The 12,650-nt window shown below is 28.1% G+C and carries 12 protein-coding genes and 1 tRNA gene; 11 read left to right on the top strand and 2 right to left on the bottom strand.

Annotated features, from left to right (window positions below):
* Window positions 1-2 precede the first annotated feature (2 nt).
* From CQA44_RS00845 to CQA44_RS00815, 7 genes are read left to right on the top strand one after another with little or no spacing between them, the layout of a single operon-like run.
* Window positions 3-1,184 (top strand): TolC family protein, encoded by a 1,182-nt coding sequence (locus tag CQA44_RS00845; protein WP_115545384.1) that lies wholly within the window; start codon window positions 3-5, stop codon window positions 1,182-1,184.
* Window positions 1,181-2,239, top strand: coding sequence for an efflux RND transporter periplasmic adaptor subunit (locus CQA44_RS00840; protein ID WP_115545383.1), 1,059 nt, complete (start codon window positions 1,181-1,183; stop codon window positions 2,237-2,239). Before CQA44_RS00845 ends, CQA44_RS00840 begins: the two co-directional genes overlap by 4 nt.
* 36 nt (window positions 2,240-2,275) lie before the next feature.
* Window positions 2,276-5,359 carry an efflux RND transporter permease subunit gene (locus CQA44_RS00835; RefSeq protein ID WP_115545382.1) on the top strand — a complete coding sequence of 1,028 codons (3,084 nt, stop codon included), beginning with the start codon at window positions 2,276-2,278 and terminating at the stop codon, window positions 5,357-5,359.
* Window positions 5,352-5,630 carry a DUF3240 family protein gene (locus tag CQA44_RS00830; protein WP_115545381.1) on the top strand — a complete coding sequence of 93 codons (279 nt, stop codon included), beginning with the start codon at window positions 5,352-5,354 and terminating at the stop codon, window positions 5,628-5,630. Before CQA44_RS00835 ends, CQA44_RS00830 begins: the two co-directional genes overlap by 8 nt.
* A 3-nt stretch (window positions 5,631-5,633) precedes the next feature.
* Window positions 5,634-6,281 carry a response regulator transcription factor gene (locus CQA44_RS00825; RefSeq protein WP_115545380.1) on the top strand — a complete coding sequence of 216 codons (648 nt, stop codon included), beginning with the start codon at window positions 5,634-5,636 and terminating at the stop codon, window positions 6,279-6,281.
* Window positions 6,274-7,476 (top strand): HAMP domain-containing sensor histidine kinase, encoded by a 1,203-nt coding sequence (locus CQA44_RS00820; RefSeq protein WP_115545379.1) that lies wholly within the window; start codon window positions 6,274-6,276, stop codon window positions 7,474-7,476. Before CQA44_RS00825 ends, CQA44_RS00820 begins: the two co-directional genes overlap by 8 nt.
* A complete protein-coding gene (locus tag CQA44_RS00815) occupies window positions 7,473-7,928 on the top strand; it encodes a tRNA (cytidine(34)-2'-O)-methyltransferase (protein WP_115545378.1) in 456 nt (151 codons plus the stop codon). The genes CQA44_RS00820 and CQA44_RS00815 overlap by 4 nt, the downstream gene beginning before the upstream one ends.
* On the opposite strand, the gene CQA44_RS00810 is transcribed toward CQA44_RS00815, so the two are convergent.
* On the bottom strand, window positions 7,915-9,075 hold the full coding sequence (locus CQA44_RS00810) for an MFS transporter (protein WP_258864856.1): 1,161 nt from the start codon (window positions 9,073-9,075) through the stop codon (window positions 7,915-7,917). The two genes, CQA44_RS00815 and CQA44_RS00810, sit on opposite strands and share 14 nt — an antisense overlap.
* 102 nt (window positions 9,076-9,177) lie before the next feature.
* Here CQA44_RS00810 and CQA44_RS00805 point away from each other — a divergent pair, with 102 nt between their 5' ends.
* Entirely contained in the window at window positions 9,178-9,954 is a 777-nt protein-coding gene (locus CQA44_RS00805) for a transporter substrate-binding domain-containing protein (protein ID WP_115545377.1), read from the top strand.
* A gap of 201 nt (window positions 9,955-10,155) precedes the next feature.
* Window positions 10,156-10,899, top strand: a complete 744-nt coding sequence (locus tag CQA44_RS00800) for a hypothetical protein (RefSeq protein ID WP_115545376.1) — start codon at window positions 10,156-10,158, stop codon at window positions 10,897-10,899.
* A 99-nt stretch (window positions 10,900-10,998) separates the two neighbouring features.
* On the opposite strand, the gene CQA44_RS00795 is transcribed toward CQA44_RS00800, so the two are convergent.
* On the bottom strand, window positions 10,999-11,265 hold the full coding sequence (locus tag CQA44_RS00795) for a helix-hairpin-helix domain-containing protein (protein WP_115545375.1): 267 nt from the start codon (window positions 11,263-11,265) through the stop codon (window positions 10,999-11,001).
* A gap of 139 nt (window positions 11,266-11,404) precedes the next feature.
* On the opposite strand from CQA44_RS00795, the gene CQA44_RS00790 reads away from it, so the two are divergent.
* Window positions 11,405-11,479 (top strand) — tRNA-Asn (locus CQA44_RS00790).
* 99 nt (window positions 11,480-11,578) lie between these two features.
* Window positions 11,579-12,628, top strand: coding sequence for an aspartate-semialdehyde dehydrogenase (locus CQA44_RS00785; RefSeq protein WP_115545374.1), 1,050 nt, complete (start codon window positions 11,579-11,581; stop codon window positions 12,626-12,628).
* Window positions 12,629-12,650 lie beyond the last annotated feature (22 nt).

The following is a 12,650-nucleotide window of genomic DNA, read 5'->3' as shown; positions in this document are numbered from 1 at the left end:
ATATGAAAGCAATAATTTTAATGCTTTTTTGTATTTATATACTAAGTGCAAAAGAGCTAAACTATGAAGAATTTAAGGAGAAATTATATAACAATTCACAAGATATTGTTATGCAAGAAGCTCTTACAAAATCAATAATGGCAGAAGGTAATGCTATGAATGCGTGGGATAGCCCTTATGCAGAGATTACCCCAAGTCTTGTTAGGAATAGGGCTACAAAGAAGTTTGATGTTGAGGCTCAAGTTTTATTTATGATAACCCCTAGAATGCCTTGGGTTACAAGTGTTATTAAAGAAAGTTATGATATTAAAACTACAAAGAATTTGAAAATTACCCAATTACAAAAAAATATTTTAGAGATTGGTGCAAAAAGGTCTTATTTAGAATACTTAATATTTAAAGAACAATTAAAGATATACCAAAATAAAGAAGAATTATCTAAAAATCTTTATGAAATAGCACAGAAGAGGTTTAGTGCCTCTAGAATCTCAAAAGCAGAATTACTTAGATTTCAAAGTGATTATTCTATTGCTTTAGCAGAATTAAAAGCACAAAATGCTTTAGTAGAATCTAGACTTAGGAGTTTGCAGGTTTTGTTAGGAGATGATAGTTTTAGTGATATTATTGATTTAGATTTTTATTATTTACCAAGCATTGATTTTGAATCTAGAATGAAAAATTCTTTATATAATGAGATTTTATCGCTTGATGCAGCAGATTATGAAAAAAGTGCAAAAGTTATAGGTCGCTCCCAAATGGATGCATTAGAGTTTGGTGCAGGATATACATTTGGACAAAATAGCATTGATTTTAAAGTTACTATCCCATTTCCTGTTACACCAAAGTCAAATTACCAGCAAAAAGCACTTTTAGAACTTCAAAGTGCAAGTTTAAGGCAAAATGAAATTAGCAAACAAAAAATAAAGCAAAATATAGACTCTTATAATGCTCAAATAAAAGAACAACAAGAAATAATTAATATATCAAAGCAAAATGAACAAAATGCGTTTGCTTTGTTTGAGATTATGCAAAAAGGCTATGATGCAGGCTCAATTAGCGTTTTTGAATATCTAAATACTAAGAATGCCTATCTTAGCTCACAAATTAAAACTACACAAGAAAAATTAAATTATATAAATTTATTATCACTACTTGAAGAAACTATAGGAGAGAGTATAAAATGAAAAAAATAATATTAGCATTATTAGCTGTGAATTTAGTTTTTGGATATGATGAAATTGTATTAAATGATATGCAATCTAAGAAGCTTGGTATTGGGTTTGATGTAATGGATTTTAGTGGATATTCTTTGGTTGGTCCTTTTAATGCTAATCTTGATTTTAGTAATCAAGGCTCATTAAAGCAAATAAGCCCTTTTGAAATTACTATTGCAAAAGTAAATAAAAAAGAGGGAGAGTTTGTAAAAAAAGGTGATGTAATTTGTGAGGTTATGGGCGATGCTATTTCAAATTTAATTTATGAATATAAAAATACTCAAGTAAAACTTGATATTGCTTTAAATAATGCAAAAAAAGATAAAGCATTATATGATGATGGTGTTATTTCTCAAAGAGAATATCAACAAAGTTATCTTCTTGCAAATGAATTAGAATTACGATTAAGAGATTTAAATAGCACTATAACTCAAATTGGAATTACTACAAATATTAATGGTTTTAGTTATCCTGTCATTGCAAGTTTTGATGGGATCTTAGCCCTATCCCCTAGTAAAAGTGGAGAAAAGATTGAGGCATTTGTGCCATACATAGTAATTACAAAAGATAAAAAGATGTTAGCAAATATAAAAATCCCACAAAATTTTATTTCTGATATAGCAAAAGATTCTAAGGTATATATTCTTGAGAATGGAATTAAAAGCGAGGTTGGAAAGATAGAATCTAAATCTGTTGCTATTGATAAGGCATCAAATTCGATTTTTGCAACAGCAACTCTTACTTCAGCAAGCCTTAAATATGGCGGGAATATAGATGTATTTATACTTTCTAAAAACCCAGATAATACAGTTTTTATTAAGAAAGATAATGTTACAAAATTTAGCAATGATTATATTGTGTTTGTTAAGACGAAAGAGGGTTTTATGCCAACCAAAATTAACATTATAAAAGAAGTTAATAATGGCTATGTGATTGCAAAAGATAAGTTTAATTCTAAAACACAAATAGCCAATGGTTCAATTATCACTCTAAAGGGTGCTATGAGTGATTTAGGCTTTGAGTGATTATAAATTAAATTAATAAATTTAAAAGGAATTTATATGCTAACAAAAATTATAGAGTTTTCTTTAAGACAGAGAATTATAATGATAATCTTTGCAATTTCAGTTATTTGTATAGGGATATTTTCTTTTATTAGTGTGCCAATAGATGCTTATCCAGACATATCCTCAACTCAAGTCAAGATTATATTAAAAGCACCGGGTATGGGACCAACAGAGGTTGAAAATAGAATTGTGCGTCCGTTAGAAAGTGAACTGCTTGGGATTGAGGGACAAAAAAATTTACGCAGTGTTTCAAAATATGCCATAGCAGATATTACGATAGACTTTGAAGAGGGTATGGATATTTATAAAGCAAGGAATATGGTAAATGAAAAGCTAAGTAATGTAATAAATGACTTGCCTCCTGGAGTTAGCGGAGGAATGGCACCTATAACTACACCTCTAGGTGAAATGTTGATGTTTACTATTGAAGGTGATATTTCACAAAAAGAAAAGAGAGAACTACTAGATTTTACTATTCGCCCTTCACTTAGAAATATCAAGGGTGTTGCTGATGTAAATTCACTAGGAGGAGAAGCTAGGGCTATTACCATAGTGCCAAATTTTATTCAAATGGCAAATTTAGGTATTAATATTAGCGATATAGAGAAAGCCCTTAATTCAAACTTGCAAAATACAGGTGCAGGACGCATTAATATAGCAGGAGAATCTTTGATTGTAAAGATTCAATCAAGTGTTCAAAATATAAATGAAATAGCCAAGATACCAATACAAACTAAAAATGGTTTTGTTAGATTAGAGAATTTTGCAAAAGTAGAAGATGAGTATTTAACAAGATTAGGTTTTGTTACAAAAGATGGAGTAGGAGAAGCAACGCAAGGACTTGTGCTCTCCCTTAAAGGTGCAAATGCAAAAGAAAGTATAGAAGGGATTAAAAAAAGATTAGAAGAAATTAAGCCAAATTTGCCAAATGGAGTAAATATAAATATTTTCTATGATAGAAGTAATCTTACACAAAAAGCTGTAGATAGTGTAACAAAAGTTTTAATTGAGGCTATTGTTTTAATAGTTATTACATTATTTTTATTTTTAGGAAATGTTAGGGCAGCTATTGCAGTTAGCATAATTTTACCTTTAGCATTGGGTTTTGCATTTATTATGATGAAAATATTTGGAATGAGTGCAAACCTAATGAGTTTAGGGGGCTTAGTAATTGCTGTTGGAATGTTGGTAGATTCTGCTGTTGTTATGGTTGAGAATATATTTTCACATTTAGGAGAGCAGAAGAGTAGCAGAGAGAATAGTGGAACTTTGCCAAAGCTTCATATAGTATATCGTGCCGCAAAAGAAGTTGCTTTACCTGTATTTAGTGGAATCTTGATTATTATATTATTTTTTACACCTCTTCTTACACTAGAGGGGTTAGAAGGAAAACTTTTTGCACCAGTGGCAATAGCAATAGTATTTGCACTTTTTGGCTCATTAATACTATCACTTACTATTATCCCTACAATTAGCTCTTTTATACTAAAGCAAGAAGAGCATAAAGATACAAAAATAAATCAGTTATTTCATTACTTATATTCGCCATTATTAAGCTTTGTATTAAAATACTCAAAAATAGTATTTTTAGGTGCATTTTGTTTTTTAGCAGCAAGTATTTCTTTAATTTTCTTTATAGGAAGTGAGTTTATGCCAACTCTTGATGAGGGAGATATAATATTAAGCATTGAAACTCCTCCATCAATTTCACTTTCACAATCAAAGGATTTAAATTTAAGAATCCAAAAGCAATTAATGGATAATGTTGGGGAAATAAAAAGCATAATAGCAAGAACAGGTAGCGATGAGATAGGATTAGACCCTATGGGGCTAAATCAAAGTGATTCTTTTATTGTCCTAAAGCCAAAAGATGAGTGGGAAGTAAAAACTAAAGAAGAAATTCAAAATAAGATTAAGGAGGCATTGAGTGATTTTAAAGGTATTAGCTTTGGCTTTACTCAACCAATAGAGATGAGAACATCAGAAATGCTAACAGGTGCTAGAGGAGATGTTGCTATTAAGATTTTTGGTAGTGATATTGATGAACTAAATAATCTTAGTAATCAAATATCTTCATTATTGTCAAATATAAATGGCTCTAGTGAAATTTTTACTACACTAAATGAAGGCTTTACATATCTGCAAATTGAGCCTGATAGAGCTAGTATGGCAAATTTGGGCATTGATGTTATGGAGTTTTGGAAGTTTTTACAAGCCTCACTTGATGGAGTTAGAGTGATAAATTTACCGCAAGATTTTAAGCTAACCCCCGTATTAATTAGAATGGATTCTACTCTTCAAGACGATATTGATAAATTTAAAACATTAGAATTAGTATCAAATAATGGCAATGCTGTTCCAATAACATCATTTACAAAAATAACTCAAATAGATGGTCCTGTGCAAGTAAATAGAGAAAATACTTATAGAATGAGTGTTGTTAGAAGTAATGTTGAGGGAAGGGATTTAGGGGGTTATGTAGATGAAGTTAAACAAAAAATCAATGAAGAAATTACATTACCAGACGGATATAGAATAGAATATGGAGGTCAGTTTGAAAATCAACAAAGAGCAAGTAAAAAGCTTATGACAATTATACCTCTAAGCATTATTGTAATATTTTTTATATTATTTTTTACTTTTAAATCAATCTCAATTTCACTTTTGATTTTATTAAACATTCCTTTTGCAATAACTGGTGGATTGATAGCGTTATTTGTAAGTGGTGAGTATATTTCTGTTCCTGCTTCGGTTGGTTTTATTGCATTATTTGGAATTGCAGTTTTAAATGGGCTTGTTATGGTTAGCTATTTTATATCTTTACTTAAGCAAGGATATAGTTTAAATCAAGCAGTTGAGGTTGGGGCAAAAAGGAGGCTAAGACCCGTTTTAATGACTGCATTTATTGCAGGGCTTGGGCTTATTCCATTGCTTTTATCAAGCGGGGTTGGTTCTGAAGTCCAAAGACCTTTAGCAATAGTAATTCTAGGAGGGCTTGTAACTTCAAGCATATTAACTTTGCTTATTTTGCCACCAATGTTTATATATTTAGTTAAAAAGGTGAAATTATATGATTGAAATTAGTATTTATTTTAAAAGTAATTATAAAGATGTCATTGTTGATACTTTGCTTAGTGAGGGATTTGATAATTTTTATTTTTTTGAATGCAAAAAATATAGCTCAAGGCTTTTAAAAAGCACGAAAGAAATGGTTACAGGAAGAGTTGATTTTGCTAAATTTGAGCTATTTGTAAAAAATGAAAATAAAGATAGAATTATAAATAAATTATATTCTATGATTAGTAAAAATGAATTAAGTATTTATGTGAGGGATTTACATGAGGTATAATTTTTGAGAATCCTAATTGCTGATGATGAGATAACATTATTGGAATTAATAAAGCAAAGCTTATTAAATGAGGGTTTTAGTGTTGATGCAGTCAGCAGTAAAGATGAAATAAAATCCTACTTAGATTCTTATACTTATCAAGTTTTAGTTCTTGATAGGAATTTTTATGGGATTGATATTATGAATGAGATAATTAAATATGCAAAAAATATCAATCAAAATATGGGAATCTTAGTAATTAGTGCTATGAGTAGTGTTGATGATAAGGTTAGCGGTCTTTTAAAAGGAGCTGATGACTATTTAGAAAAACCATTTGATAATAAAGAGTTAAAAGCTAGAATTTATGCTTTGTCTAGGCGATTTATATCAAATATTTATAATTTTGAAGATGTAAGTATTAATTTAGAGACAAAACAAGTTAGAGTGAGGGATTCTGCCATTGCTTTAAGCAGAAATGAAGCAAAACTAATATTTTTGCTTTTATCTAAGAGAGGTTATATATTTAGCAGAGATGAAATCATAGATTCTATCTATATGTATCCAGAAGAAATACTATCAAATAGTGTAGATGAACTTATTTCTAGAATTCGCAAAAAAGTTAATCCAAGATTTATTAAAACAATAAAAACTAGAGGGTTTATGATTGACTAAATTTAGCTCCCTTAAAAGCCGCATCACTATATTTTTTTTATTATTAATTAGTGTGTATTTTGTCATAAATATTATTTTAAGCATTATTTATATTAACAATGAAAAACGTGAGGATTTGGAGATTTTGATGACTCACGCATTAAGTGAAAGTCTTGATTATGTTAAAAAAGACCAAGAAAAAACAAATTTAACTTTTTTATATAGTATTCCTCATATGACTTCAGTGCTTAGGAAAAGTGGTGCTAGAGAGATAGAGTTTTTTTTCAGCAAATCTGTTTATAAACCAAAAAGCAATGAAATTGCTGTCTTTAAAGTATTAAATAATGGAATCTATTTTAATTTAAAAAGCACAGATGTAGAGATAAAAAAGCATATTTATGAGACTATTTTTAATTCTATCTTTTGGCATTTAATATTTTTGATTGTAGTTGGAATCTTAGGTGTTTATTTTATACATAAAATGTTACTTCCACTTAGCCACATAGCAGAACAATGTAAAAATTATAAAGATGACAATGAATTTTATTTAAATGATAAATATGCAGCAAGTGAGATTTACCAATTAGAAAGTGCCTTAAATATGCTTGTTAGGAGATTTAGAAATCTTAGAAAAAAAGATAAAGAGATTTTTACACAAGCAACACATGAGTTAAAAACCCCACTTTCAATTATTAAGGCAAGATTAGATAATTATAAAGATAATAAAGATTATTCCAAATCTAGTTTTATAAAAGCTATTGATGAGGATATTCAAAGGCTTTATCTGGAGATTCAAAGTATGCTTTATTTTAATATTTTTGATTTTGATGATAAAGAGAATTTTAGTGTTTTAAATGAGGTTAAAGAATGTATTAAAAAAGTAGAAATTTTATTAAAAGATAGAAGCTTAAACATAGAAATTAAGGGCAATGATTTTAGACTTATTGCAAGGAAGAAATTATTTATAAAAATGTTTATGTCTATTTTTGAAAATGCGGTAACTTATGCAAAAAAAGATTCTACAATTAATATTTTTATAGGAGAGAATAAATTGCATATTAAAAATGTAAAAAGCACAGAGATTAATCTTTTTAGTTCAAAATTAGGTATAAAAATATTAGATAAGTTAAGTTGTGAGCTAAATTTTACATTTAACATAATAAAGGATAATAATACTTATGAAGTTATACTAAATTTTATGGAATATATTGAATGATAAATGTAGTTTTACTTGAACCTAGAATCCCACAAAATACAGGTAATATTGGGAGGCTTTGTCTTGCTACCAACTCAAAGCTTCATTTAATTCATCCATTAGGATTTATATTAGATGATAGAGGGTTAAAAAGAGCTGGAATGGACTATTTTAAAGATATTAATCTAATACAATGGGATAGTTTAAGTTTATTTTTACAATCAAATAAGATTGCTGATAATCATTTTTTCTTAAGCACAAAAGCACAAAAGAATTATTTTGATGCAAAGTTTTGTGATGAATGTTTTTTATATTTTGGTAGAGAAGATAGAGGGTTGCCAGAGGAACTAATAAAATCAAATTTTTCTCAAGTCTTTAAAATACCAATGTTTAACAATGCTAGAAGTCTTAATCTTTCAAATTCTGTAAGTATAGTAGTTTATGAAGCAATAAGACAGATTAAATATTCTTGAATATTTTTAAGAATATTACCCCTATAGCTAAAAGTAATATTCCAAATATTAAGAACATATTTATTATTCCAAACCTATATGCGATAGGCTGGGTTATAAATGGTGAGAGAAATTGTCCCATAAATACTGAACTAGCAAGAAAACCATAAGCTTTTGCCCTTATACTATCATTTGTTAGTGAAAATAACCAAGAGCTATTTGTAATAAGCAAAATACCAAGTGAAAAACCAATAAAAATGAATGAAGTTAAAAGTATTAAGTAATTGTGAAAAATATAAATTAGACAATATCCAACTCCCATAGCACAAAATCCAATGCAATACATTTCATTTAGCTTAAAATATATTCTTAATCTAGTATAAAAAAGTGAGCTAAATGCTGTTATTACAGATGAAATTGCAAGAGAAATTCCTATTAATTCCCCTCCTTTATTTAAAATATGGGTAATAAAGAATGGTGCTTGTGTTGGTATAATGTAAAACATTGACATAGCAAAAAATGATATTATGTATATAGGTAAAAATTTTATAAAGTTAAATTTTTCATTACTTTGGCTAATTTGCTTATGCAACCTTTGTGGCTCAAATAAAACTTTAAATGCAAATGCAAAGATTATAAATCCAAGCAAATACACTAAAAATGGATAACGCCAATCAATGTTTGATAAAAACCCTCCCATTATTAAAAATAATGCTCCCCCAAATGCAGTAAAAAAGCCTTGAATGCTAAGTGCTTTTTCTCTTTTTGCTCCTATATAGTAGTCTGCTATTAGTGCTGATGCACCGGTCATTACAAATGCAGTTGCTATTCCAAAAATAGCCCTTGATGTTAAAATATAATAAATATCATCTAAGAAAAATCCAATAAATCCGCTAATACTCCAAGTAATCATTGCTATGTATATGATTTTTAAACGTTCAAATTTATCAAATAAATATCCGCTAATTGGAGAAAAAATTACTACAAAAATTGCAGGGAGAGTTAGAACTAACTTACTTAGCATTTCTATATTTTTTATATTATTAAAATGCTTTTCTAGGTTAGGTAAAGATGGTGCAATAGTAGTGCTTCCTAAAACTGTCATTGCAGATACAGAAAATAATGAAAAATAAAATATTTTAGAATATATATCATATTGCTTTTTCACTTTTTGCTCCAACTTTTGTAAATTCATTTTAATTTTATCTAAAAAAATCTTTAATAATATATTGTAAAATTTTGCTTTAAGATATTTAAAAAGGAGACTTTAATGAAATATAAAATCTTAGGAATTATTATGGCAGTATTTAGCCTGTTTATAGGCTGTAAGAATGATAACTTAAGCGTTGCGACTGCTGCTAATTTTGCACCTTTTGAATACATAGATGGAGGAGAATTTAAGGGTATTGATATTGAGATTGCAAAAATTATTGCAGATGAATTAAAGCTAAATTTAGTAATAAATGATATGGAGTTTGATTCTGTAGTTCAATCAGTTGTATCTAAGAATTCAAATATTGCAATGTCTGGGCTTGCTATAAATGACACTAGAAAGCAGGTAATTGATTTTAGCGACACCTATTTTAACGCTGCACAAATGATTTTAGTAAGAGAAAATGATAAAAGATTTTTTGATGTTAATAAATTAGATTCTACTAATCTTGTTAAAAAAATTAATTCAATAAAAAATTTAAAAATAGGTGTTCAAGCAGGAACTACGGGAGAATTTTATGCAAAAGGAGATAAAGATTGGGGTTTTGATGGGTTTAAAAAAGCAGAAATCCTTAGTTTTACAAATGGGGCTATGGCAGTAACTGCAATGCTAAACAATCAAGTTGATATAGTAATTATTGATGAAATGCCAGCAAAAGTTTTACAAAAGTCAAATAAAGGCACAAAAATAATTGATATTGCCCTAACTAATGAGAGCTATGCTATAGGTGTTAGTAAAGATAATAAAGAGTTGCTAGAAAACATTAATAAGATTCTATCATCAATCAAAGAAGATGGAAGATTAGAGAAAATAATAAGTAAATATTATGAATAATCATTTAATAATTTAAGAAAATACATTTTATGAAGATAAAAAACTATTCTAAGCTATTAAGTCTAAAAGTAACAAAGTTTATTTTATCTTAATAATCTTATATGGTATTATTAATTAGTAACATCATATAAACCGAGTTAATAAGTATTATATTGATATGTTTTAAATCTATAATTTATTATGTTTATTTAGGATTAGGATATGAAAAAGTTAGTGAGATTATTGCTTGTAGGAACATTATATTTTCAATTATTGCAAGCAAAGGATGATAAGGTTTTAGGTTATATTGGAAGTGGCTTAACGGTAGGAACTTTTAATGATAAAATTGAGCAATTTAAGCCTGTTAATTATCCAATACCACAATTTCCTAAGCCAAAAAACCTTTATAATTCATATTGTAAAGAGGCAGTATGTTTAGACACTGCTTCAGGTGTAGGACCAAATATTGAAACAGGAGCTAAAATCCGTCTTCATAAAATGATTGAGCTGGATTTATATGGTAGCTTAACTTGGATGTATGTTTTTGTTAATACTTATCCTAATAGTGCAATCTCTAAAGATTCTTATTATAAATTAAAAAAACAAGGTATTTGGAATTATGTGTTTAATACAGCACTAAATGCAGATTTAACACTGCGTATATGGAATATTGGTATATTTGGTGGTGCAGGGATTAGCTTATGGGGAAGGTCGTATGAATCTATACTTGAAAGTAAATTTGGAGATGAGAAAACAAGTAATGTTTTATACTTAAATCATTCTTACCATATTAATGCAGGACTTAGCTATTTACACAAAGATATAGAGTTTGTTTTTAGATTTAGTATGCCTATGAAAAAAATGATAGAAAATAGAAAAGGGAATAATGGGGTTATAGATTATGATGAAAGAATAACATTTGGGAAAACTTATATCATTTCATTTATTACAAGAAAATACTTTTAATGCAAATAAATAATACTAATCTTTAAGATTTATTAAACTTCAATTAAAGTTTTTGTTTAATCTTTCTTTTGCATATAAAATATACAAAAGAAATAATATCTATTTTTTAGAACTATCTTTTTTAGAAGAATCTATTGTTATATTTGTTTTGATTTTATTAAATAATTTATCCCCAATTCCTTTTATATTTTTAATCTCATCAATACTTTTAAATTTGTTTTTTTCTCTATATTCAATTATTTGTTCTGCCTTTTTAGCACCAATTCCTTCCAAAGTCATTAACTCTTTTTTACTTGCAGTATTAATATCAATATTAGCAAAAATAAAATTAGTAAATAAAATAAGAGTTACCAATATTTTTTTCATACACTTCTCCTTATTAAAAATTAATATTGTGAATATTATTCTACAATAAATACTTCTAAGATATTGCATATTTTAGTAAAGACAAATAACTTTATTGACTTTATTATTATTTTAAATTATAATCCGCATTCTAGTTTATTCCGGATTAGCTCAGCGGTAGAGTAGGTGGCTGTTAACCACTTGGTCGTAGGTTCGAATCCTACATCCGGAGCCACATATTAAGTCATTAACTTTCAATTAACTAAGCAAATCAAACTTAAATTTATTTTAGATATAATTCTTTTGAATTAACTATATTTACTAGGGTAAACTAATGAAAGATAATAATATAAAAATCTGCAATAAGGAATATATAGTAGCAGTAGTTGGCGTAACTGGTGCTGTTGGTGAGGAACTTTTAAATCTCTTAGATGCTTATAATTTTCCTATTAAGCAATTAATACCAATAGCTAGTAAAAATAGTGCAGGTAAGATTATTAATTTTAGAAATCAAAAATATAAAGTTAAAGAATGTGATGATGAAATTTTTGCTAAGGAGGGTGTTGAAATAGCTTTTTTTTCAGCTGGAGGAAGTGTAAGTGCCGCTTTTGCAAAGAGTGCAGTTAAGGCTGGTGCTGTTGTTATTGATAATACAAGCCATTTTAGAATGCAAGAAAATATTCCTCTTGTAGTGCCTGAAGTAAATAGTGAAGATATAGCACTTTGGAGAAATGAGGGAATAATCGCTAATCCAAATTGCTCTACAATACAAATGGTTCAGGTTTTAGCCCCGCTTCATAAGAAATTTGGTATAAAAAGGGTTGATGTTAGCACATATCAAGCAGTTAGTGGTGCTGGAAAAAAAGGAATGTATGAATTATTAAAACAAACAAATGATTTTTTACAAGATAAAAATATAGATAATAATGTATTTCCTCATAAAATAGCCTTTAATCTTATACCTCAAATTGATATTTTTTTAGACAATAGTTATACAAAAGAAGAATTAAAAATGATAAAAGAGAGTAATAAGATAATGCATTCAAATTTTGAAATTAGTGCGACTTGTGTTCGTGTACCTGTGTTAAGAAGTCATAGTGAGGCAATAAGTATTAAATTTGATTGCAATGTTAATAGTAGCGATATTAGGAAGATTTTAGAAGATGCAGAAAATATCGTTGTAATTGATGATATTGAGAATCTAAAATATCCAATGCCATATATTGCCTCGATGAGTGATAATACTTATGTAGGTAGAATTAGAAGTGATTATTATGATAGAAGTATTATTCATCTTTTTTGTGTAGCTGATCAAATTCGCGTTGGTGCTGCTACAAATGCACTTCGCATTGCACAAAAGTGGATAAGTGCTAGAAATTCTTAAATATTTTGAAAATAAATTTTGT

The organism is Helicobacter sp. MIT 14-3879 (assembly GCF_003364125.1).
This window is presented reverse-complemented; position numbering and strand designations above follow the sequence as displayed.

Excerpts from the sequence above, each read along its gene's own strand:
- CQA44_RS00845 (WP_115545384.1), top strand. The coding sequence starts at position 3 with ATGAAAGCAATAATTTTAATGCTTTTTTGTATTTATATACTAAGTGCA.
- CQA44_RS00840 (WP_115545383.1), top strand. The coding sequence starts at position 1,181 with ATGAAAAAAATAATATTAGCATTATTAGCTGTGAATTTAGTTTTTGGA.
- CQA44_RS00835 (WP_115545382.1), top strand. The coding sequence starts at position 2,276 with ATGCTAACAAAAATTATAGAGTTTTCTTTAAGACAGAGAATTATAATG.
- CQA44_RS00830 (WP_115545381.1), top strand. The coding sequence starts at position 5,352 with ATGATTGAAATTAGTATTTATTTTAAAAGTAATTATAAAGATGTCATT.
- CQA44_RS00815 (WP_115545378.1), top strand. The coding sequence starts at position 7,473 with ATGATAAATGTAGTTTTACTTGAACCTAGAATCCCACAAAATACAGGT.
- CQA44_RS00805 (WP_115545377.1), top strand. The coding sequence starts at position 9,178 with ATGAAATATAAAATCTTAGGAATTATTATGGCAGTATTTAGCCTGTTT.
- CQA44_RS00800 (WP_115545376.1), top strand. The coding sequence starts at position 10,156 with ATGAAAAAGTTAGTGAGATTATTGCTTGTAGGAACATTATATTTTCAA.
- CQA44_RS00795 (WP_115545375.1), bottom strand. The coding sequence starts at position 11,265 with ATGAAAAAAATATTGGTAACTCTTATTTTATTTACTAATTTTATTTTT.
- CQA44_RS00785 (WP_115545374.1), top strand. The coding sequence starts at position 11,579 with ATGAAAGATAATAATATAAAAATCTGCAATAAGGAATATATAGTAGCA.